The organism is Vibrio sp. CyArs1 (assembly GCF_022432925.1).
Taxonomy (GTDB): domain Bacteria; phylum Pseudomonadota; class Gammaproteobacteria; order Enterobacterales; family Vibrionaceae; genus Vibrio; species Vibrio mediterranei.
Genome location: NZ_JAKRBO010000004.1, coordinates 432,619 through 454,477, shown reverse-complemented (window position 1 = coordinate 454,477; position 21,859 = coordinate 432,619). Strand labels below are relative to the sequence as shown.

General features: G+C 43.2%; 22 protein-coding genes, 1 tRNA gene and 1 pseudogene. 9 read left to right on the top strand and 15 right to left on the bottom strand.

What is annotated here, in order from left to right; genetic code table 11:
- The first annotated feature begins 978 nt into the window (after window positions 1-978).
- Together MMA19_RS15350 and MMA19_RS15345 are read left to right on the top strand one after the other, a co-directional pair.
- The gene (locus tag MMA19_RS15350) at window positions 979-1,719 is read left to right on the top strand and encodes a hypothetical protein (protein WP_240206575.1); all 741 of its coding nucleotides are present in this window, start codon (window positions 979-981) and stop codon (window positions 1,717-1,719) included.
- A gap of 193 nt (window positions 1,720-1,912) precedes the next feature.
- Window positions 1,913-2,039: pseudogene (locus MMA19_RS15345) on the top strand (transposase); the annotation flags it as partial.
- Window positions 2,040-2,825: 786 nt separating this feature from the next.
- Here the strand turns inward: MMA19_RS15345 and MMA19_RS15340 are convergent.
- Window positions 2,826-3,683 (bottom strand): hypothetical protein, encoded by an 858-nt coding sequence (locus MMA19_RS15340; protein ID WP_240206574.1) that lies wholly within the window; start codon window positions 3,681-3,683, stop codon window positions 2,826-2,828.
- A gap of 491 nt (window positions 3,684-4,174) precedes the next feature.
- Between MMA19_RS15340 and MMA19_RS15335 the strand changes: the two genes are divergently transcribed.
- Window positions 4,175-4,366, top strand: coding sequence for a helix-turn-helix domain-containing protein (locus tag MMA19_RS15335; RefSeq protein WP_240206573.1), 192 nt, complete (start codon window positions 4,175-4,177; stop codon window positions 4,364-4,366).
- Window positions 4,367-4,806: 440 nt separating this feature from the next.
- On the opposite strand, the gene MMA19_RS15330 is transcribed toward MMA19_RS15335, so the two are convergent.
- Window positions 4,807-4,883, bottom strand: a tRNA-Arg gene (locus tag MMA19_RS15330).
- A 205-nt stretch (window positions 4,884-5,088) separates the two neighbouring features.
- On the opposite strand from MMA19_RS15330, the gene folD reads away from it, so the two are divergent.
- Window positions 5,089-5,952, top strand: a complete 864-nt coding sequence (gene folD / locus MMA19_RS15325; protein WP_038225364.1) for a bifunctional methylenetetrahydrofolate dehydrogenase/methenyltetrahydrofolate cyclohydrolase FolD — start codon at window positions 5,089-5,091, stop codon at window positions 5,950-5,952.
- A 55-nt stretch (window positions 5,953-6,007) separates the two neighbouring features.
- Here the strand turns inward: folD and MMA19_RS15320 are convergent, their stop codons facing one another.
- Window positions 6,008-6,985, bottom strand: coding sequence for a lytic murein transglycosylase (locus tag MMA19_RS15320; protein ID WP_240206572.1), 978 nt, complete (start codon window positions 6,983-6,985; stop codon window positions 6,008-6,010).
- Window positions 6,986-7,009: 24 nt separating this feature from the next.
- Window positions 7,010-7,285, bottom strand: coding sequence for a YcgL domain-containing protein (locus tag MMA19_RS15315; RefSeq protein WP_006075752.1), 276 nt, complete (start codon window positions 7,283-7,285; stop codon window positions 7,010-7,012).
- Between the two features lie 180 nt (window positions 7,286-7,465).
- Between MMA19_RS15315 and minC the strand changes: the two genes are divergently transcribed.
- The 3 genes from minC to minE are packed head-to-tail and all read left to right on the top strand — an operon-like array spanning window position 7,466 to window position 9,229.
- On the top strand, window positions 7,466-8,128 hold the full coding sequence (minC, locus tag MMA19_RS15310) for a septum site-determining protein MinC (RefSeq protein ID WP_031494241.1): 663 nt from the start codon (window positions 7,466-7,468) through the stop codon (window positions 8,126-8,128).
- 21 nt (window positions 8,129-8,149) lie between these two features.
- A complete protein-coding gene (gene minD / locus MMA19_RS15305; protein ID WP_062463132.1) occupies window positions 8,150-8,962 on the top strand; it encodes a septum site-determining protein MinD in 813 nt (270 codons plus the stop codon).
- 3 nt (window positions 8,963-8,965) lie between these two features.
- Entirely contained in the window at window positions 8,966-9,229 is a 264-nt protein-coding gene (gene minE, locus MMA19_RS15300) for a cell division topological specificity factor MinE (RefSeq protein ID WP_031494240.1), read from the top strand.
- Between the two features lie 45 nt (window positions 9,230-9,274).
- On the opposite strand, the gene rnd is transcribed toward minE, so the two are convergent.
- From rnd to MMA19_RS15260, 8 genes are all read right to left on the bottom strand, one after another.
- Entirely contained in the window at window positions 9,275-10,393 is a 1,119-nt protein-coding gene (rnd, locus tag MMA19_RS15295; RefSeq protein WP_240206571.1) for a ribonuclease D, read from the bottom strand.
- A 74-nt stretch (window positions 10,394-10,467) separates the two neighbouring features.
- On the bottom strand, window positions 10,468-12,168 hold the full coding sequence (gene fadD / locus MMA19_RS15290; protein ID WP_006074292.1) for a long-chain-fatty-acid--CoA ligase FadD: 1,701 nt from the start codon (window positions 12,166-12,168) through the stop codon (window positions 10,468-10,470).
- Window positions 12,169-12,336: 168 nt separating this feature from the next.
- Window positions 12,337-13,203, bottom strand: a complete 867-nt coding sequence (locus MMA19_RS15285; protein WP_240206570.1) for an alpha/beta hydrolase — start codon at window positions 13,201-13,203, stop codon at window positions 12,337-12,339.
- A 2-nt stretch (window positions 13,204-13,205) separates the two neighbouring features.
- Window positions 13,206-13,754, bottom strand: coding sequence for a Slp family lipoprotein (locus MMA19_RS15280; RefSeq protein WP_031495335.1), 549 nt, complete (start codon window positions 13,752-13,754; stop codon window positions 13,206-13,208).
- A 34-nt stretch (window positions 13,755-13,788) separates the two neighbouring features.
- On the bottom strand, window positions 13,789-14,106 hold the full coding sequence (locus MMA19_RS15275) for a hypothetical protein (protein WP_038225372.1): 318 nt from the start codon (window positions 14,104-14,106) through the stop codon (window positions 13,789-13,791).
- 45 nt (window positions 14,107-14,151) lie between these two features.
- Window positions 14,152-14,853, bottom strand: a complete 702-nt coding sequence (gene tsaB / locus MMA19_RS15270) for a tRNA (adenosine(37)-N6)-threonylcarbamoyltransferase complex dimerization subunit type 1 TsaB (protein ID WP_006074288.1) — start codon at window positions 14,851-14,853, stop codon at window positions 14,152-14,154.
- Window positions 14,854-16,812, bottom strand: a complete 1,959-nt coding sequence (locus tag MMA19_RS15265) for an ATP-dependent DNA helicase (protein WP_240206569.1) — start codon at window positions 16,810-16,812, stop codon at window positions 14,854-14,856.
- Between the two features lie 146 nt (window positions 16,813-16,958).
- A complete protein-coding gene (locus tag MMA19_RS15260; protein WP_031494254.1) occupies window positions 16,959-17,156 on the bottom strand; it encodes a hypothetical protein in 198 nt (65 codons plus the stop codon).
- Between the two features lie 270 nt (window positions 17,157-17,426).
- Here MMA19_RS15260 and purU point away from each other — a divergent pair, with 270 nt between their 5' ends.
- Window positions 17,427-18,260, top strand: a complete 834-nt coding sequence (gene purU, locus MMA19_RS15255; RefSeq protein WP_240206568.1) for a formyltetrahydrofolate deformylase — start codon at window positions 17,427-17,429, stop codon at window positions 18,258-18,260.
- Window positions 18,261-18,369: 109 nt separating this feature from the next.
- Here purU and MMA19_RS15250 read toward each other — a convergent pair whose 3' ends face one another.
- From MMA19_RS15250 to MMA19_RS26565, 3 genes are all read right to left on the bottom strand, one after another.
- A complete protein-coding gene (locus MMA19_RS15250; RefSeq protein WP_240206567.1) occupies window positions 18,370-19,179 on the bottom strand; it encodes a leishmanolysin in 810 nt (269 codons plus the stop codon).
- A gap of 163 nt (window positions 19,180-19,342) precedes the next feature.
- The gene (locus MMA19_RS15245) at window positions 19,343-19,945 is read right to left on the bottom strand and encodes a VOC family protein (RefSeq protein ID WP_038225376.1); all 603 of its coding nucleotides are present in this window, start codon (window positions 19,943-19,945) and stop codon (window positions 19,343-19,345) included.
- Between the two features lie 3 nt (window positions 19,946-19,948).
- The gene (locus tag MMA19_RS26565) at window positions 19,949-20,080 is read right to left on the bottom strand and encodes a hypothetical protein (protein WP_256200724.1); all 132 of its coding nucleotides are present in this window, start codon (window positions 20,078-20,080) and stop codon (window positions 19,949-19,951) included.
- A gap of 42 nt (window positions 20,081-20,122) precedes the next feature.
- On the opposite strand from MMA19_RS26565, the gene argS reads away from it, so the two are divergent.
- Complete coding sequence (gene argS, locus MMA19_RS15240) at window positions 20,123-21,856, top strand: arginine--tRNA ligase (RefSeq protein ID WP_240206566.1); 1,734 nt, start codon at window positions 20,123-20,125, stop codon at window positions 21,854-21,856.
- Window positions 21,857-21,859 lie beyond the last annotated feature (3 nt).

Below are 21,859 nucleotides of genomic sequence, written 5' to 3'. Positions count from 1 at the left end.
TCTTTGGCGCCTCATTAAGCCTGCGAAACTACAATGCTCAAGTTGGGGAAACTTACGCGATGATCAAAGCGTTGAACTCGATTTAAGCAACAGAGCCTTAGAAAAGATGAAATCTTTAATTGGTGGCATGATCGAATTAACATTCGAGATAGATACGGAGTGATAGACCGTATGGGGAAATCTTCAATCTCGGGGAGAGGCGAGCTAGTTTGAAGAGACAAGTATTTCCATCAATAGATTGTTATCCTAATTGAGAGGCATAAAATTAGAAATAACTAATATATTTTCATTTGCGATTTCATTATCTCTATTACAACGTTTAGATAAGTTTATAAGCGTGACTTCAATCACGCTTATATGATTTAATACCAAATGCAAAGGATTACATTGGCGTTATATCTATTATTTCTCTCTTTCTTTACTTTCATTTACTCGAATAAATGAAAGCTTGTAATAATGGTAAACACAAACCATATAGAGTTAAAACTCTATTTTAATTACCCTTCAATACAAAACTGTTACAAAACTTTACAGCCATTATTTGTGAGTTATTTATCATAATAAAAAATCTCAAAGGACTAATTATTATGATTACATTCACGATTGACTCTCTAAGTGACATATTTTATATGCATCAATCTATGAAAGATTCACAACTTAGTAATATATATTTTAACGATGGCGTAAAACTTCATAAACTAAAGGCGCTAGATATTAAAAGAGACGTATTCGATGTATCTGGCATGTTCAATGAGATAATTACAGGATGCGTGTTTCACTTTAATAGTAGACCATCAATTAATGCAAAGCTAATTGATGGCATATTAGACGTTAATGAACTCGATATCGGAAAAGTTAATACAGGCAACTATGAGGTGTGCCCATCTGTATCTAAATATTGCTTCTAATAGTTAGTAGTCTAATGAAATCTAAATAACATGGGTATGATTATAACTCTCTTTTACATGGCATATCACTGTGAAAGTCTTTGAAATAACTAAGCCAGGAACAAAGTTATTGCTTCCTGAGACTGATAAATCATGGGAAATGGAATGGCTTATAAGAAACCTGATAAGCCACTTTTATGAGGTAAATCTTGCTTACAATTTGTTTCTAAGGGCAAAGCTAGATGGAAGAGAACTACCATGTTCTGAAAATCTCGTACAAGATGCAAGGAAACGTTCGCTTATTGAAGAACTGTATAAAAATCAACCTTCAGGAAAAATGTGTAGAAAAATCCTAGCAAAAGAAATATCTATTAAAATCAAACAAGAGAAACTAAGTTCGGGACAATTTCCTCAAGAATTCATTAAAGCACAGACTATTATCTATGCAAGATCATTTCAACATTCATTAGAAGGATTTTATAAGCTTTTAAAAAAACTGAATTACATCTCTCCAAATGAGTTAGATATTAAGATATTTTTAGACGATTTTGAAAATTACTTCCCCTTACTTTCTTGCGTTGTAGAAAATAGAACCCCGAATGATTCTTTGTTATCAATCGGTGGTTTTATACCTATTGGAATTATTGATCAGAATCGATTTTTAACGACTTATCATTCAGAATGTGATGAATCAACAAATATATTAGACGGTGAATTTCGCTCGGAATTGATTATTAACCATCAGAGCTTGGAATTTCTACAGTCCATTCTCATAGGTGTAATTAATTCATTTTCTTGGGATGGTCCAGAAGTTCACTTACCAACTTTATAATATGTTATATTATAAAGTTGGTATAAACTCAATATCGTCAAGGTCATATATTAACTTGGCTTTGTTTAGGCTTTGCTGTCTAAATGATTGGAACTAAATTAAGAAGACCTGATCGGTAACATCCACAAATCTTAGTAGCCTAACGCCTAAACTTCGTTCCAAACCATGCAACTGGAAATCGTACAATCAAACTTTGTTTTATCGTCGGTCTCTGACCTTTTGGATTGACGAATAAATGATAGCCACATGAAAGAAAAAGTAAGCGTGGTAGACCACAACGATTCTGTAAGTTGACAATTACTACTGGACTTATTGTTAAATCCTGATTTAGTTAACTCGCTCTCGGCAACAAAACCTCAGAATAACTACACTTTGATTGGATAGAAAAATTCACTCGAAATGTGTGAGAAGCCATTCTGTTAAAAAAACAAACAATCAAGCTTTCGATAACTAGTTATTTTTCAAAAACAAAACAGCCATGTGGCTTGTCGGTCGCCAAAAAGACATAGGAAATGTCTCTAGTCAATTTACCACTGGGTAAGCGAGTACATTTCAAAAACCGCCTAGGTACAATTAATTACAACGTTCTGAATGTTAACGATTAAACGTTGTTTGTGTAAAAAGCAAATTTGAGGTTCTGACAACCAATTTTAAGAGTTCTTAGTTTCATTAAGAACTGCTAAGAACTTCAGAGTTACCACACCATATCTAAGATATGAAACCCCATAAAGCCAATAAGGTAGAACATAAAAAACCAGAGCAATTGTCTCTTTTCGAGGTTCATGCAAATACCAAAGTTCGTTTGTGGTTCCTTGGTGACCCACATGATAATGGGACAGCAGTTCAACTCCCCAACACGGAACTGAACCGAATGCACATCGGACACAGAAATGTGTGCTAGATCTTACCTAAAAAGAGTATTGAAATGAGTACTAATATAGTACAGAATTGAGGTACTAAAGCTGATTTTTTAACCAAACACTGCATTCATAACTAACTGATTTGGCAATAAAAAAGAAGACGTTGGGTTTACCTCCCGCCAGCTCCACCAAACATTGGGGAACAGGGAAATTTCAATCGAGTTACACTGTTTTTAAGGCTGCCCCCTAATGCGCCACACCCCTTATCAACTCTTTCACTACATCAATATAACCCTGTAGTAGCTCCATTAACCAATCAATGCTAGAAAAATGTGTTGTTCTGACAAGCCCAGACTGAAACAACGCAGCGAATGCAAGTACAACCGTTAACCACTGCATCATAGAAGCCTGCCTTCTAGAACGTTCTTCTTTAGAACGCTCCTCTCTTAAGTGCTCTAGCGTTGAAAGCGCTTTGCCGTTAACCCTAAAGTCAAAAGAGTTAACTTGCTGTAACTCTCCAGACTCAGCCAGTGACATCAGCACCAAATGTGCCCCCTGCTTTAGCGTCGGGAATAGAGGGTGAAGTATTGTATAAGCTCCATACATTTCATTTAACAAGCGGTAACTATCAAATGCCAGATTGTGATTATCTTTAACTAAGTCAATAGCCGCTTCTAATGCTTTTTCTCTGCTTGGTCTTTTTAGTCGCTTTTTGCTATGGATAAACTTGGGTATGGAGTACTTCCATAGTGCCAACTTAGACTGCATCTTGTAGAAGCCACTCGCATCAATTAGCAAAAACTCAGATCTAGACTTGTAAGTATGAGTAACCAAGCCATGGTAGTGACTGATTTCAAAGTTCCAGCTATCAATGTCCGTGAGGTTTAGCAACTTTTTCTTGTCGTGTGTTCTTTTGTCCTCATCCCACTTTAAAACATGTAAATGCTCACCTTTTATTTCCTTTGCAAGATAACTACCCTCTGCATCAGTCACATAAACCGAGTAACAATTAACCTTAGCCCCTTCCTCTCCTGACCTCGGGATTCTATCAGGAGTTTTTATTTTCAACGCTTCTGACAATTTCTTGATAAACAGACTATTCAACCAACCGCCCACGAAAAACCTCTGATGTCATTTCTCTAAATGCTTACATTAGCATACCTAAACGCGTAGATACTTATAACAATCAACACATTAGGTTTTATAGAAAATCCAACTCAAAGCCCACTCCTTCAGCTATCCAGTGGTCATTGCGTATACAGCGTGGTTTTTAAACTTATATTCCACTTGCTACTTCCTCCTTCTCTTTACGGTAAGGTAAACAAGGGCATTGTTGTCTATTCAAAACGAAGTTTTGGCTTAGCTTAATGCGCGAGCAGATAACTTTTACTCAATAGAACAACTTAACAGGTTAAGAATTGCACAATTATAAACAGTGGCGAATTGAGTAATCGTTTGAAATCATAGATGCTATAACACAGGCCAAGTACCAGTGTTATCGTTCTTCCAACGAAAACACTTCGGAAACTAGCCATAGGAGTCAAACTTTATTCTGGCTCTCTCATTACAATAATAATTAAATACCGAGAGATAATATGAAAGACAAAGAGTTCATTCGAATCAATGATTTAGCGGAATACTTAAACATAAGTAAAGTAACCATTTGGAGATGGCGAAAATCAGGGCAGTTACCAGCCCCAACGGCCGTGAGTCCAACAATTGTAGGATGGAAAAAAGAAACGATAGAAACATGGCTTGAGCAAAGTACGGCGTCAATACCTTATTAAGCATGAGAGTCTAAATTTTCTCAAAACACAGATTATGATCTAATCGTGAATAATACCTGTGGGAAGGGGCGAGCAACTCAAGTCGCCTGATTAAGCAAATCTTGGTTTAACTCCTAAGTGGACTTATTGGCTCTACCACGAAGTTTACTGACTAGCTGAGTAACAAGAATTCGCGCATCTTTCCAGCGCAAGCTGGGCTATCAAAAACCCTCTCGACTCAAATCTAATAACGGCCTTCAGACTGACCTACCTAACCAACCTAATCACTTGAACGATAGCTACACATGGTCGTCTAGATGATTGAGAATGTGAGGTTACATCCCAAATGCATTTCATCTAATTACGTTTAGTTGCGGCCTTACTGAACCCATTACTAGACCCAAAACTGCAAAAACGAAAAAGGGCGTAGCAAGTACTAACCTGCTACGCCCCGTAAATAATGGCACGCCCTGTAGGATTCGAACCTACGACCACATCCTTAGAAGGGACGTGCTCTATCCAGCTGAGCTAAGGGCGCGCTACAGGGAAAGGATTATACGAGATGAGAGAGGTAAATCAATGGCTTTCTTAGCGTTACTGGTTTAAATGCCCAAAAAAAAGTCAACATACTCATAAAAGCTGAAAAACAGACCAATGCAAACGTTTGCGTTGTAGCTTTTGAAATAATTTTCTGGGACAATGCACACAAAAATAACAGCCAGTTAACTTTCTCAAGGAAAATTATGTCTGCTCAAAACATTGACGGTAAACTTATTTCTCAAACCGTACGCTCTGAAGTAGCCGCTCGTGTTAAGGCTAGAACAGATGCAGGGCTAAGGGCACCGGGACTCGCGGTCGTCTTAGTAGGCGAAGATCCAGCGTCACAAGTTTATGTGGGTAGTAAGCGCCGTGCTTGTGAAGAAGTTGGTTTTGTTTCCAAGTCCTTCGACCTACCTGCAAATGCCAGTGAAGCGCAATTGCTAGCTCTGGTGGATGAATTAAACGAAGACCCAGAAGTCGATGGCATTTTGGTTCAGTTGCCTCTACCGGCTGGAATCGATACTACACACGTTTTGGAGCGTATTACTCCAGAAAAAGATGTTGATGGATTCCATCCATATAATGTCGGCCGTCTAGCGCAACGTATCCCCAAGCTACGCTCATGTACGCCTAAAGGCATTATTACGCTGCTAGACCGTTACAATATACCAACGAGAGGCAAGCACGCCGTTATCGTTGGTGCGTCTAACATTGTTGGTCGTCCAATGACATTAGAATTGCTACTTGCCGGATGCACTACCACCACGTGTCATCGTTTCACCAAAGATCTTGAAAGCCATGTGCGTCAAGCTGATATCGTTGTCGTAGCCGTGGGTAAACCAAACTTTGTCCCAGGTAATTGGATCAAGAAAGGGGCTGTTGTAGTCGATGTAGGTATCAACCGCTTAGAGAACGGTACTTTAGTGGGTGACGTAGAATATGATGTGGCCAGAGAAAACGCTAGCTTCATTACCCCTGTCCCAGGTGGTGTCGGCCCTATGACGGTTGCTAGCTTGATTGAAAATACGATGATTGCCTGCGAACAGTTCCACACTGCAAAAAAATAATCGGTTGTTCGATTTCTAAAAAAGGACTGGCGTCAGAGACGCCAGTCCTTTTTATTTAATCCATAGCAATACGATCTGCAAGATGACTCACAGCGAGGGCGAAGTAATATGAGCGATTCCACTTCATCAGGACATTGTAGTTGTTATATACCAAGTACACACGGCCATTTTCGTCATCGGGCATAATAAGCCATGCTTTGATATCTTCGTCCAACTGAGGCAGTGGTCGACCATCGTAACGAGTGACACCGAGCTTACTCCACTCCTTAAGGTACTTACCTTTTTCAGCTTCACGCCCTTGTAAATCGGGTGAAATACCATGTGGTACTTTGACCTGACGACCCCAAGTATATTTATCGTTCCAACCAGATTTCGCTAGGTAATTCGCTGTCGAGGCAAACACATCGGCTTCACTATCCCAAATGTCTTTTTTCCCGTCGCCATTACCGTCAGCGGCAAAGTTCAAAAACGAACTCGGCATGAACTGGCTTTGACCCATTGCACCCGCCCATGAACCTTTCATATCATCGGGAGCAATATGCCCTTGTTGAAGAATCGTTAATGCCGCTAGTGCTTCTTTACGGAAGAAGGCTTCACGGCGTCCTTCATAAGCTAACGTCGATAAGGCATCGATTACACGATAATTACCAGTAAAGCGTCCGAAATTACTTTCTACGCCCCAAAGCGCGACAATAAACCTTGGTTGAACACCGTATTCATCACCGATACGTTTTAGCTCAGCATAATACTTGTTGTGCAATTCTTTGGCCTGCTTCACTTTCCAATCAGGCACCGCTCTTGGAATATATTCGTCCAGCGTTAGCTTCTTTTCAGGTTGGTTACGGTCAGCAGTGACAGCTCTCGGCTTATACTCGACACCTTTAAATGCCTCTGTCAGAATTTGTTCAGAGATACCTTGTTGGCGAGCTTCTTCTTTAAGCCCAGCAACGTACTCTTCAAACGTTCCTTTCTCTTGCGCAAATGCGCTCGTGGCTAGGCTTGCTCCTAGCATAACTGACAATAATCTCTTCACCGTGCCCTCCCCTGAGCATCTAGGCTATTTTTGCTGAGCTTTTTGCTCTTTATATTTCTCTAATAGATTTTCTGGTGGTGGAGGTAGCTGTAAGAAAAAGCCCTCATTCTCAATAGAAGCTTTTACTTTCTCTACATCCACTTGAGCCAGTGTACGTTTTGCAAGGTTAACCACCATGACCATAGTTGGTTTTCCAAACATCTGCATCAGCGCATCTGGAACTGGTGAAAAGTCATCCTTCTTGGCGATGTATAGGTACGCCCCTTCCTTTTTCGTGCTTTTATAGATAGAACAAAGCATTGATATATCTCTTTTTGTCGCCAATCTTCTCATCCGGAAGAAAGTATTTGGTTAGTTTATGGAAAATTGAGAGTTAATTATCCATTTGAGCGCAAGATAGCTTGCTGTATGTAGTGTTGAAATATAACATGATTATCCTATTTAAAAAGCAATGTCATTGGCACAAGGATTTGATCAGCAATGTCTCAATCCCCAGATCTGAAAGGCAGTAGCTTCACCTTATCGGTGTTGCATCTTTCTGACAACGATGTTTCTAAAGCAGTTCATTTTTTGCAAGAAAAAGTCTCACAAGCACCGACATTTTTTGCATCGGCTCCTGTGGTTCTAAACATCAGTAAAGTTGACGGCGATATCAACTTCCTAGACCTAAAACTTGGCGTAGAAGAACTTGGTATGATCCCAGTAGGTATCACCGGTTGCCAAGATAAACGCACTCAGAATCTCGCTATTGAAGCTGGCTTTGCTGTAATGACCGCAAGTAAAGCCCCTTCTCAAGCACCCGCGAAGATGGAACCGACTATGATAGTCCGAACCCCAGTGCGTTCCGGTCAACAAATCTATGCAAAAAACAGAGACCTTGTGGTGTTAAATCATGTGAGTGCAGGTGCTGAAGTAATAGCTGACGGTACTATCCATATCCATGGCACGCTTAGAGGACGCGCGATTGCCGGAGCTAGTGGCTCCAGTGAAGCTAAGATCCTATGTAACGACTTACAAGCTGAGCTGGTTTCTATCGCAGGAAATTACTGGCTCAGTGATCAAATTGAACGTGAATATTGGGGCAAAAAGGTAATGTTTGGTATGACCAACGACCAACTCGATTTCGAAATCCTCACGATATAATAATTTTAAGGAAAACAGATAATGGCACGCATTATTGTTGTAACGTCAGGTAAAGGCGGCGTTGGCAAAACCACTTCCAGTGCAGCAATCGCTTCTGGCCTTGCCCTAAAAGGCAAGAAAACCGCAGTCATCGACTTTGATATCGGTTTGCGTAACCTAGACTTGATCATGGGCTGTGAACGTCGCGTCGTTTACGACTTTGTTAACGTGATCAACGGTGAAGCGACACTAAACCAAGCACTCATCAAAGATAAGCGTTCTGACAACCTGTTCATCCTGCCTGCATCACAAACTCGCGATAAAGACGCACTGACTAAAGAAGGCGTTCGTCGAGTGTTAGATGACCTCGATGAAATGGGCTTTGACTTTGTTATCTGTGACTCACCGGCAGGTATCGAGCAAGGCGCATTAATGGCGCTGTATTTTGCCGATGAAGCCATTGTTACCACAAACCCAGAAGTTTCTTCAGTACGTGACTCTGACCGTATCCTTGGTATCTTGGACTCTAAATCACGTCGAGCAGAAGAGAGCTTAGAACCAGTTAAGCAACATCTACTGCTGACACGCTATAACCCAGCTCGTGTGACACAAGGTGAAATGCTGTCTGTCGAAGATGTGGAAGAGATTCTGCACATCTCTCTACTTGGAGTGATTCCAGAAAGCCAAGCGGTTCTTAATGCTTCGAACAAAGGCGTCCCTGTCATTTTTGACGATGAATCAGATGCAGGTCTTGCTTACGCAGATACAGTAAATCGCCTACTTGGTGAACAAGTTGATTTCCGCTTCTTAACGGAGCAGAAGAAAGGCATCTTCAAACGTCTATTCGGGGGTTAATTCATGTCATTACTCGAGTTTTTCCGCCCGCAAAAAAAGAGCTCCGCGAACTTAGCGAAAGAGCGCCTGCAAATTATCGTCGCAGAGCGTCGCAGTGAAGGTTCACCTTCGCCATCGTATCTGCCGCAATTGAAAGAAGACATTCTTAAAGTTATCGCCAAATACGTTGAAGTTGATCCATCCATGGTGGACTTGTCGTTTGAGCACAAAGACGATGACATCTCGGTGCTAGAACTAAACGTTCAGCTACCAGAAGATGAAAAGTAAGTGAATAACAAATAGAAAAATGGCCCGCAACTGCGAGCCATTTTTTTAATCCATAACTTTATCTAAGTTTTGACCGAACAACTCCAGTCGCCACCCTTGCATCACATCTGGCAACCTTGCCGGATCTCGGTCGTACTTCCATATCCATGAAAGGTACTGATTAAGTTGCTTTTTAGATGCTAAAAACTCAGTCGCTAAGCCACTATGCTGCGCCGCTTTTTTCACTTCATCTTTGAGTTTCTTAAAGACCTGTTTGTAACCCGGAAAATCCATTAGGCGCTCGATTTTATCTGGGTACTCTTCTTCTGGCGTTTGTTGGGCGCGTTTGACAATAGCAGCAATACGCTCACCATGACGACGAATAGCACGTAGATCCACACCCTCTTCTTCCATCTGCTTAGGCTTCTTAAGCGCAAAGCGCGCAATGCTCCACAGCTCTTGCTCTTTGATGACGAAGTTTAGTGCAAGGTCACGCTTGAGTGCTTCATTCATTCGCCACGTGGCTAAAGGTTTGAGAATGGCCAATTGCTTGCGCTTCAATTGCCAGGCACCTTTAATGTCGAGATAAGCACTATCTGGATTTGGTGTTTTACCACGTTTTTGCATTAACAAGTCAGATTCTTGCTGTGCGGCATCCCACCAATCCTTTGCTTCCACTTGAGCAAACAGTTTGAAATACAGAGGCCATAGGTAATAAACATCAGCCGCTGCATAATCCAGTTGCTTATCTGTCAGTGGACGCGCAACCCAATCAGCTCGGGATTCACTCTTATCGAGCTCTACACCAAGGTATTCGTCAACCAATGCAGCAAACCCCGTCGATAGTCCGTGACCCAAGAAGGCTGCCATGATTTGCGTATCGACCATTGGGAATGGCATGCATCCGAAACTGTTGACGAACACTTCCAAATCTTCTCCGCAGGCATGGAGGACTTTGAGTACCGAGGCATCTTGAAGCAGTTCAATAAAAGGTGTGAAATCACTAATAGTCAACGGATCGATAAGTGACAGCTGCTCACCATCGTATAGCTGGATGAGACCCAGTTTAGGGTAGAAGGTACGGATACGTACAAACTCGGTATCCAACATGACTACATCGGATTCACGAGCCTTGTTACATACCGACTCTAGTTCGGCCAACTCGGTTACTATTTGATATTCCACTCAGTCTCTCTTAAAAAAACAATGCCAGCTTTGAGGGCTGGCATTCTAGCATTGATTGTAATTAAAGGTTAACGTTAAACCGTTTTTTCTGAGGTTTTGGTCAACTTGGCGTCGTTCTCTTCACGAAGTACACGGCGCAAAATCTTACCCACATTAGTCTTTGGCAAGTCCTCTCTAAACTCCACGCGCTTAGGAATCTTATAGCCTGTTAAGTGCTTACGACAGTGTTCAATGATCTCTTCTTTAGTTAATGAAGAGTCTTTCTTAACTACAAACACTTTCACAATCTCACCGGATGCTTCGTTGGCCTCACCGATTGCCGCCACTTCAAGCACCTTATCATTCAATGCAATCACATCTTCGATCTCGTTTGGATAAACGTTAAAGCCAGAGACCAAAATCATGTCTTTCTTACGGTCAACAATATGCAAGAAGCCGTCTTCATCGAACTGAACGATATCTCCAGTCGATAACCAACCCTCTTGGTTGATAACTTCTTTCGTTGCTTCTGCACGCTGCCAGTAACCTTGCATCACTTGTGGGCCACGAACTTGCAACTCACCTTTCGAGTCATCCGTCACAGGGTTACCATCTTCATCAACAATGCGCACTTCCGTTGATGGCACTGGCAGACCAATCGAGCCGTTGTATTGCTCTAAATCGTGCGGATAAGCAGCAACAAGAGGAGAACACTCAGTTAGGCCATAGCCTTCAAGTAGCAAACAACCAGTGGTCTTTTTCCATTGCTCTGCAACGGCGCGCTGAACGGCCATACCACCACCAACAGACAACCTTAAACCACGGAAATCCAACTCATGGAAGTCTTCGTTATTGATCAGGGCATTAAATAGCGTATTAACACCAGTAATTGCGGTAAACGGATACTTTTGGAGCTCTTTAACAAACCCTGGAATATCACGTGGGTTGGTGATCAACAGGTTTTGACCGCCCATTTCAATGAACAGTAAACAGTTAACCGTCAACGCAAAAACGTGATACAGCGGCAGCGCTGTCACCACCAGCTCGCGACCTTCATTCAAGACCGGCGCATACATGCCCTTAGCTTGCATCACATTGGCAATCATATTGCGATGAGTCAAAATCGCGCCTTTTGCTACGCCAGTCGTACCACCGGTGTACTGTAAGAACGCAATGTCATCGCCCGTCATAAACGGCTTCACGTATTGCAAGCGGCGGCCTTTATGCAGCGCTTTTCGGAATGAAATTGCACCTGGCAAATCATACTTAGGTACCATACCTTTGACGTATTTCACGACAAAGTCGACTACCGTCCCTTTTGCTCTTGGCAACATTTGGCCAAGGCTGGTTAGTACCACGTGCTTGATTGGCGTGTTCTCGACCACTTGCTCAAGCGTGCTAGCAAAGTTGGACACGATAACTATAGCTTTAGCATCAGCGTCGTTTAACTGGTGCTCTAGCTCACGCGGTGTATACAGTGGGTTAACGTTTACGGCTATCAAGCCAGCACGTAAGACACCAAACAAGGCAACCGGATATTGCAGCAAGTTAGGCATCATGATCGCGACACGATCACCCTTTTTCAGCTTTAACTCATTTTGTAAGTAAGCTGCAAAAGCGCGACTGCGCTCTTCCAACTTACGAAATGTCATCACCGACCCCATATTAACGAAGGCTGGTTGGTCAGCGAATTTATGTACTGACTGTTCAAACATTTCTACTAAAGAAGGATACTGGTCCGGATTAATCTGTTCCGGCACATCACTTGGGTATCGCGAAAGCCAAGGTTTATCCACAATTATACTCCTTGCGTGTAAGGTCACTCTTTCGTATTCATAGACTGGCAGTTAAATCAGTGTAGAGTTTAAAAACTTGTTAACACTTAGAATCTCTATGAATGTTTTATTATTCCTGCTATTACAACACAGCAGACCAGTTTGCGCACGAAAGACTCAAACACTTGTTTAATTTTTGTTAACTAGTCCAAGTATTAGCTCAAATACCTTTTTTGGCGACTCTAAATGGCAATGGTGATCGCCTTCGACCTTTTCTATCTGAGCATCGACAAGAAGAGATAAGATTTGAGGGTTCTGTAAATAGTGATAACCACGCTGCCCTAAAATCACCAAATGAGGAACAGTAATCGCAGACATAATGGCCTCTGCGTGCCCTTGCGTCATACGATAGACCGACTCACATTTAAGCTTACTGTCATGACGCCAAAACCACTGACCATCGATCAATTGCAGGTCACGTTCAACAATCGGGAGGACTGTTTCTTCCCGCAACTTTGTTGCTCGCATCCTCATTTTGATCGCATCTTGTTTGGATGGAATGGCACGTGGTGATTTTTCTCGCCAATGCTCACGACTTTCAATGCCGTTTCTTAGTCGCTCTGCGCTCTGCTCTGGGGATTCAGATAGAGGGACATGCGCTTCGATTTGAACTAATCCTGCGACTTTTTCAGGAAAGGCCGCACTATAGCAACTCGCGATTAATGCACCAAGTGAATGTCCCACTAGGTATACATCAACTGCTTCAAGTTTGAGCAAAATGCGGTGAAGATCATCGATGTAGTCGTGAAAGTTGTAAAAATGGTGCGCAGACTTATGTGTTGAATGACCATGCCCTGGCAAATCAATCGCAATAACTCGCCAAGGTACCTGATGTGCAGCAGCCTGCTCGATTAAAGATTGGAAACTGGCGGCATTATCCATCCAACCATGAATAAAAACGACCGTCTTAGCGGCCGTTAGTTTGGGGTTCAATTCAAGATAGGTCACGTACCTGTCATCTATCTTGACTGATTTTTCTTCTATTTTTGCAAGCAATGCTACTTCACCTCTTTGATTACTCTTCCCTGTGTTGGTCCGTAGTAGAAGTCGTCACAGTAATAACCCCAGCAGGAATGAAAAGAACTTGGGTTACGATTTATGATCAAGCGCTCTTCTACTCGCCAAAGATACTGCCCATATACTTTGATAACAGGAAAGTCCGCTTCGAACTCACCTACTTTGCCACGCTCAACACCACCTTTATGACCACCAACGGTAATTAAGCGACCACGTGAGTACGTTACAGGATCGACAAATCCATCAACATAAGCAATAAAACGGCCATTGGGTTCTTGGTCTAAGTCAGGCTTACCATACTTATCGATCGGAAGATTGACGATCTCAATGCGAGTTTGGTTTGGCAAGTTTTTAACCGTATCAATCACACCACCAAGGCGAACTTCAGTTCCATCTTTAGCATCAACCACTTGTTGATATTGGGAAACAACGTTTTCATTCGTTGTGGCAAGTTGCTCCGGTAAGCTCCCACACGCCGACAACATTATACTCAAACCAATCAGGCTAACGATTTTCGTCACCAAATTCATACTTCTTATCCTTAAATGAAAAATACTCTTATTATCATATAAAAATATCGACACCAAGTAACTGCTCAAGTTCCTCTCGTTTGGCTCGATTCATCACATCCATATAGGCTTCTAATGCCTTTTTGGAGCGTCCTTCAGGTAAATCATATTGGACTTGAGCACGCGCCACGTCAGCGTCTGATAAATGTTTTACCGAATGAGCAACAGCTTGAGCCACTTTAGTGACTTGTGTGGTTTGATTAGTTGCGTTAGTACTTGAAGGCGTCGACGCTTTCGACACAGCCTTATTCGTTTTGGCTTTCTGTGTCTTGCGTTGGCTGGGGATAGAAGGAAGGCCGTTAATCGAGACCATGAGTTAATTAAGCTAGCGCGTTATTCGCGCGCTAGCTTTCTCCCGTTATTCGCGGCCTGGTAGCTTTTTCCAAGCTACCGTATCGCGAAGATAAACTGGACTTGCCTCTTCCGCTGGCACAGTATTACCGCGCTCTAGTTCGAATTTAGCAAGAAATGCGATATCTTGCGCCTGCGGATATTTGACTTCAGAAGCGATGGTATCGATAGCCAATGTGTTCATTGTATCCACGTAAGCTTCCCAACCCGTTCCAGCTTGCGTCCACTGCATGCCATCAGCAGACAGATTCTCCGCTAAGATGCTCGGTGGGATCACTTGTTCTTGGTCAACGTCTTGCCAATCGCCATTGTCTTGCTGTTCGAAACGCCCCCAATACACTTCGTTCATGCGTGCATCGATAGCACTAGCCACACGAGTGGCACCATTCATACGATATGAGCCTTGCGCCATTGCTTTGAGTGTTGAAATTCCAATCATTGGTAAGTCGGCACCAAACCCTAGCCCTTGAGCAATCCCGATACAAATACGTACACCCGTAAAACTGCCCGGACCACGTGCAAACGCTAAGGCATCCAGTTCTGCAAGTGTCAATCCTGCCTCTTTTAACAGCTCATCGACCATAGGAAGTACTTTCTTCGTATGATCGCGAGGAGCAAGTTCACTGCGAGTATGAATCGTATCACCAACCAACAGAGCCACTGAGCAGTTCTCTGTTGCAGTATCGATAGCTAGAATTTTATAAGTCATTTATTTCTCAATTTTTTCTTCTTTAGCATTCGACTCTGTGTCGAGTGCTAGAAACTGTCTTATCGTTCCAAGGTCGCGCGTTCGAGGAATAGGCGGCAAGCTGGCTAAGAACGTCGCTCCATACTCTCTGGTCACCAATCGATTGTCGCAAATGATCAGTGCGCCACGATCTTTCTGATCTCGAATCAATCGGCCCACACCTTGTTTTAACGTAATTACGGCATCAGGCAGTTGTACCTGTTGGAACGGGTCACCACCTTGTAATTTACAATCTTCGATCCGTGCTTTAAGCAGTGGATCATCGGGGGCTGTAAACGGTAATTTGTCGATGATAACACAGCTCAGCGTATCACCTCTAACATCTATTCCTTCCCAAAATGCCCCTGTCGCCACCAGCAAAGCGTTACCAAGTTCCATAAACTCTGCGAGCGTTTTTTGTTTGCTGGTTTCACCTTGAAGTAATACGGGCAGTGACAAGCTTTCACGAAACTTTTCACCCAGTTCGCGCATCATGCTGTGTGAGGTGCATAGGAAAAAGCAGCGCCCTTGGTTTTCTTCAATGACCGGAGACAACATGTTCACTAGCTTTTGAGCTAATCCTTGGCTATTTGGTTCAGGCAAATAACGTGGTACACACAATCTAGCCTGAGTGGGATAATCAAACGGACTTGGTAGAGAAAACTGCTGCTTCGGAATCAGACCTAATCGAGAGGTAAAGTGACCAAAGTCATCGGAAACCGCTAAAGTTGCAGAGGTAAAAATCCATGCACCGCCCTTCATCTCCACTTGCTCATGGAACTTATCGGCAACGGTTAACGGGGTGATATGCAGACTAAAATGACGAGGCGACGTATCGTACCAATAGGAGTAACCGGTAATAGTGACATCGCACACTCGTTCAATACGACCTTTAATAAGATTAGCCCGCTCAAATGCGGTATCTAATAGCTGACTTCGACCTAAAGCGAGTTTAAGTACATCAATCACCAAGTTGATGGCATCCAGCAGTCGGTCTAATTCACGTTTAATACTTGGTGAGGCAACGGCATCGCGCCAGTTTCCCCTAAAACCTGTATCGCCTAGCACAATACGCATATCCATCGCTGATTGGGAGAGTCTATCACCTGCTTTTTGCAATTGACGCATGTCTCTGGCTTCAGTGCGATAACCGATCTCAATATCTTTCGCGAGATCTTGGATCTGACGGCTTGAAATAGATTGCCCGAAATACTGACTGGCAATATCTGGTATTTGGTGTGCTTCATCAAAGATAAACACTTCCGCTTCTGGAATCAGCTCCCCAAAGCCAGTCTCCTTGATAGCAAGATCCGCCATAAATAAGTGGTGGTTTACCACCACGACATCAGAGTCCAACGCTCGCTTACGAGCCTTCAATACAAAGCAATCTTGGTAGCTTGGACACTCTTTGCCTAAGCAGTTGTCATTGGTAGACGTAATGGTGGGTATAATTGGGCTATCTTCAGCAATCGCATCACATTCACCCAAGTCTCCAGACTTGGTTTCTAAGGACCAAGATCGCACTTTGACCAACTGTGACAACAAATCCGTTTGCGTTTCTGTGGTGTGACTTTCCACCATTTGGCGGCTCAATCTATCTAAACACAAATAGTTGGAACGCCCTTTTAACAACGAAACTTGCCCATGAAAACCTAACGCTTCAACCATCAAGGGTAAATCACGATGGAAAAGCTGTTCTTGTAAGTTTTTCGATCCGGTACTGATAATGGTTTTCTTACCGCTTAACAGCGCAGGGACTAAATAAGCAAAGGTTTTGCCAGTACCCGTACCCGCTTCCACCACAAGCTGATCTTCATTATCAATAGCTTGTTCAACGGCATCGGCCATATCAAGTTGTGGTTGTCTGGGCTGAAAACCGGGGATAACCCTTCCCAATGCGCCATCAGAGGCGAACGCCTTTTTAATTGTTCGTGAAACCATTTATTGTTGAAACCACTGATTGCCGCTACCTAATATTAATCGGCCTAGTGTATACCTAATCGCTTGGCAGTTGAAAATTGAATTGAGCGCTCTTGCTCGTAGAACAGAGAATAAGAGCGCTTAAACCAGGGAAGAATTTAAAGTGGCTAGTGCTTATTCAGGTAACGTGTAAGCCACCCTGGGGCGATGACATTGTCCGATTGCTTTAATTGTTCTGCTGCTTGTGAAGGCGAGACTTTACTGTTCCAAAGCTCATCAAGCTCATGCTGGTCAATGGCCGAATCTCCAACCAATTCTGAGACTCTTTGGTCGTAGAGTTTGCGCGCGAGTAGTTCTTTATCCATAACACTCTCCTAAAGCCAAATTGAGGATGCTCCAACAAATCGAGACAAGCCGGAATGCCGTCGTGGCGGACTTCTTTTGTTGAAACCTTGCCCAGAATAGATTAATAATGTTGATTAGATTGCGTACTACCTCAACAAACGCACCATTTTAAATCCTCAAATTCGTAAATTTAGATTCACATCAATATGTTGTGCTCCTTCCGGACCATGAATATCGAGTTTCAGAATAACGAAGAGGTCAAAGTTTAAATTTCACGGAAGCAGTAAATCATGGAAAAGAAAACGTTATTGACGCATTGCAACGATGCGCCTGGTCTCATTTCAAAAATCACCAACATTTGTTACAAGCACCAGCTGAACATTATTCACAACAATGAATTTGTAGATAACACCAGTGGTCACTTCTTTATGCGCACTGAGTTGGAAGGTTACTTCAACGATGAAACCTTTTTAGCGGATTTAGACCAAGCACTCCCACAAGGCACAAAACGTAAGTTAGTCGATTCATCACGTAAGCGCATCGTTATTCTGGTCACCAAAGAAGCGCACTGCCTAGGTGATATCCTGATGAAAAACTTTGATGGTAGTCTAGATGTAGAGATCGCCGCAGTCATCGGTAATTACGATATACTTCAAGGACTAACCGAGAAGTTTGATATCCCATACCACTACGTTTCTCATGACGGACTAAGCCGAGAGGAGCATGAAACGAAAATGTTGGAAGTGATCGACCAATATGAGGCCGATTATTTGGTGCTGGCAAAATATATGCGCGTTCTAACGCCAACGTTCGTGGAACAATATCATCATAAAATCATCAACATTCACCACAGTTTCTTGCCTGCATTTATCGGCGCTAAACCATACCAGCAAGCGTATGATCGCGGCGTGAAGATTATCGGCGCGACAACCCATTTCGTCACCAATGATCTGGATGAAGGCCCAATCATCAAACAAGACGTTATCCCAGTGGATCACAACTTTAGTGCCGCAGACATGGCTCAAGCTGGACGAGATGTTGAGAAAAACGTACTTTCCAAAGCGTTAAACAAGGTCATTAATGACCATGTGTTTGTTTACGGCAACAAGACCGTCATTCTGTAGCCTTCTATAACTCGCTACCATTGTTGAATCATCATTGAGCAATGGTAGCGAGTGACTTTCGCTAACTCTAATCAGATAGACGCAGACTCGGTTTATTCAGGAACTAGCGTTAATTTGAGTAACGATCCCCTTTCGAATAGTCCACCTGATAGCCCAAGTCATCTAATAGACCTAGTGTCACTGGTCCAATCAAAGTACCATTTGCCATCAACTCTTGACTCATGTCTGGTACTGGAACGCCGTTTTTATCGTAGCGCTTTTTGTCTTCACTCCACTTTGAGTCATATAAATGGCCACCATCGTCACTTATTGGCAGTTCGCGATAGTTTACCTGATATTGTCGATTAAACCGTTTCACCGCTTGGCTATCTTTGACTAAAAACACTTTACCCAGTTGTCCGTCATGACGCGTATAGTCGGTAGAATACGCCCCCACCCCGAACACATGACCCATTTCGTGCAGAATATTGGCGTTGAATTCAACTTGATCAAATCCAGGCTCATAGGTATGGCTGCCGATAAAGACCGACCCTTTTGTAGGAATCAGACGCCAACTGATATCAATTTCATCTTCAGGCCCCGCCATGCCATTGGCATCTTCGAGCGGTACCACATAGAAGTCAATGTCTAGTGTATGTTTGTCAGCGCCATCGACGGCGGTAAGCACTTCAAGCCATCGCTTAGCCGCGCGCTCATAAGGAGCTATGTAAAATTTGCTCCATGGTGCTTTTTTACCATCATCAAGAACTAGTTGATTGCAAAAATGTAGATTGAGATCGAGGCGACCGTTAGAGACTTGTCGACTCGTGCTGGTTTCACAGGTGGGATTATCAATATCAAAACCAGCGGCGGAGGTTAGAAAAGAGGTGCTTGATAGGAGCAGCACTACTCCCCATTTATTTATCGTAGCTGTTATCACTTGCCGTTTCCTTACAGACTAGGTTTACAGCTACAAGTTTAGTCGTTGACGATAAATTGATCGGTAAGAGCCTGTCGAGGCTTTGTGAAGTTAGCCCTTATTCAGGTAATGATCTTTCACTTAATGTCATTACCCGAATAACTAACACTCACACCATTTTGCTCTAGATATCGGCTTGCTCAGAAGCAACAATGTTTTTTAGGCTATGCGGATGAAGTTTGACGCAGATGTTATCGTGCTTAAATGCCACCGTCGGGTTAGCTAAGCGCTCTCCTTCGCCTTTCGGACTGGATAGCTTCATTTTAATGTTAAGAGCATCCAACTGCTCCAAACGATGAGCCAACGCTGGAAAAATGATACATAAATCAGCTAAATATTCGTCCGCTGTTGTTGCCTTTGAAGGCACAACGAACTCAACGTGCTCCCAGTGTTCAATAGGGTGTGTCTTCCCTATTGCTGGATAAGGCAATTCCAGACATTCAATCGACCAACCACGACTTGTTATTGCTTGGTCAAATTGCAAAACGATAATTGGACGACCGTTTATGTGCGCCTCAGAAATGACCTTGCCATATTCTAGCCACGCGGTATGAGCCGCTTTCGCCACGTCCGAATCATTGATTCGCAAAGCAATATGATCGGCTTGGTAATCTGCTAAATCTATAGATAACTTGCTGCATAATGCCTGAACTTTATCGAGAAAGGCATCAGTTTCACTCAACATTTGAGAAGGTACTAGACCTTTTTGTAGCAGGGTTTGTTCCATTTTTTAGCGCTCATTTTGTACTTCAAACGCCAGATAGTAGCAGGATTCGGCCAGAATCAGAAAAAATACAAACTTCCCCTCTAGGTCACTGGCGTTAAAGTTGCTATTATGTGCGCCAAATTGCCACAGTTTCATGAACAACATGAAATCCAATTCCAAGAATTGAAGGAAACGCGTGTGAATATCCAAGCACTGATCAACGACAAAGTATCTCAGGCTCTAGAAGCCGCTGGCGCACCTGCAGGCAGTCCTGCTGCTGTTCGCCAATCTGCGAAACCACAGTTTGGTGACTACCAAGCAAATGGCGTAATGGGCGTTGCTAAGAAATTGGGTACAAATCCACGAGAATTCGCACAGAAAGTTCTGGACGTTTTGGACCTAGATGGAATTGCAAGCAAAACTGAAATTGCTGGTCCTGGCTTTATTAACATCTTCCTAAGCGAAGAATTTCTTGCAAAGCAAGCTGACGAAGCACTGACGGATGCACGCCTAGGTGTGGCTTCTCAAGAGCAACAAACCATCGTTGCTGACTACTCTGCACCAAACGTAGCAAAAGAAATGCACGTTGGTCACCTTCGTTCAACCATCATCGGTGATGCGGTTGTTCGTACTCTAGAGTTTTTGGGTCATAATGTTATCCGTGCTAACCACATCGGTGACTGGGGTACTCAGTTCGGTATGCTTATCGCTAACCTAGAGCGCGTTCAACAAGAGTCTGGTGAAGTTTCAATGGAACTCTCTGATCTTGAAGCTTTCTACCGCGAATCTAAAAAGCTGTATGACGAAGATGCTGAATTTGCAGAGCGCGCACGTGGCTACGTAGTGAAACTGCAAGGTGGCGATGAGTTCTGCGCTGAAATGTGGAAGAAGCTTGTTGACGTTACTATGATCCAGAACCAACGCAACTACGATCGCCTAAATGTATCGTTAACGCGTGACGATGTGATGGGTGAGAGTATGTATAACGACATGCTACCTGGCATTGTGCAAGACCTGAAAGAAAAAGGTCTAGCAGTTGAAGATGACGGCGCACAAGTGGTATTCCTTGACGAATATAAGAATAAAGATGGCGAGCCAATGGGTGTTATCATCCAAAAACGAGATGGCGGCTTCCTATACACCACGACTGACATCGCTTGTGCGAAATATCGCTACGAGAAGCTTGGTGCAGACCGCGTCCTTTACTTCATCGATTCACGTCAGCACCAACACCTACAGCAAGCTTGGACTATCGTTCGCAAGGCAGGTTATGTACCAGAATCAACCAGCCTTGAGCACCATGCGTTTGGTATGATGCTAGGTAAAGATGGTCGTCCGTTCAAGACTCGCGCAGGCGGTACGGTTCGCCTTGCTGATCTTCTAGACGAAGCAGTAGAGCGCGCTACAGCGTTAATCGAGTCGAAAAGCCCAGAGCTAGATGCTGAAGAGAAAGCAAATATCGCTAACACGGTAGCAATGGCAGCGGTTAAGTATGCTGACCTTTCTAAGCACCGTACTACAGACTACGTGTTTGATTGGGACAACATGCTAGCGTTTGAAGGTAACACTGCTCCTTACATGCAGTACGCTTACACTCGTGTAGCATCTATCTTTGCAAAAGCTGGCGTATCAATGGACGAGCTTTCTGGTGACATTAAGATCACTGATGAGAAAGAGAAAGCGTTAGTTGCTAAACTACTGCAATTCGAGGAAGCTGTACAATCTGTTGCTCGTGAAGGTCAGCCTCACATTATGTGTAGCTACTTATTTGAGCTTGCTGGTCAATTCTCTAGCTTCTACGAAGCATGTCCAATTCTTATTGCTGAAGATGAAAGCGTTAAGCAAAGCCGCCTAAAACTCGCGGCATTAACAGCGAAGACTATCCAGCAAGGTCTAGAACTGCTTGGTATCGAAACGCTAGAACGCATGTAATTA

Coding starts and splice junctions, on each gene's coding strand:
- MMA19_RS15335 (WP_240206573.1), top strand. CDS start 4,175: ATGAAAGACAAAGAGTTCATTCGAATCAATGATTTAGCGGAATACTTA.
- folD (WP_038225364.1), top strand. CDS start 5,089: ATGTCTGCTCAAAACATTGACGGTAAACTTATTTCTCAAACCGTACGC.
- MMA19_RS15315 (WP_006075752.1), bottom strand. CDS start 7,285: ATGCTTTGTTCTATCTATAAAAGCACGAAAAAGGAAGGGGCGTACCTA.
- minC (WP_031494241.1), top strand. CDS start 7,466: ATGTCTCAATCCCCAGATCTGAAAGGCAGTAGCTTCACCTTATCGGTG.
- minD (WP_062463132.1), top strand. CDS start 8,150: ATGGCACGCATTATTGTTGTAACGTCAGGTAAAGGCGGCGTTGGCAAA.
- minE (WP_031494240.1), top strand. CDS start 8,966: ATGTCATTACTCGAGTTTTTCCGCCCGCAAAAAAAGAGCTCCGCGAAC.
- MMA19_RS15280 (WP_031495335.1), bottom strand. CDS start 13,754: ATGAATTTGGTGACGAAAATCGTTAGCCTGATTGGTTTGAGTATAATG.
- MMA19_RS15275 (WP_038225372.1), bottom strand. CDS start 14,106: ATGGTCTCGATTAACGGCCTTCCTTCTATCCCCAGCCAACGCAAGACA.
- tsaB (WP_006074288.1), bottom strand. CDS start 14,853: ATGACTTATAAAATTCTAGCTATCGATACTGCAACAGAGAACTGCTCA.
- MMA19_RS15265 (WP_240206569.1), bottom strand. CDS start 16,812: ATGGTTTCACGAACAATTAAAAAGGCGTTCGCCTCTGATGGCGCATTG.
- MMA19_RS15260 (WP_031494254.1), bottom strand. CDS start 17,156: ATGGATAAAGAACTACTCGCGCGCAAACTCTACGACCAAAGAGTCTCA.
- purU (WP_240206568.1), top strand. CDS start 17,427: ATGGAAAAGAAAACGTTATTGACGCATTGCAACGATGCGCCTGGTCTC.
- MMA19_RS15245 (WP_038225376.1), bottom strand. CDS start 19,945: ATGGAACAAACCCTGCTACAAAAAGGTCTAGTACCTTCTCAAATGTTG.
- MMA19_RS26565 (WP_256200724.1), bottom strand. CDS start 20,080: ATGAAACTGTGGCAATTTGGCGCACATAATAGCAACTTTAACGCCAGT.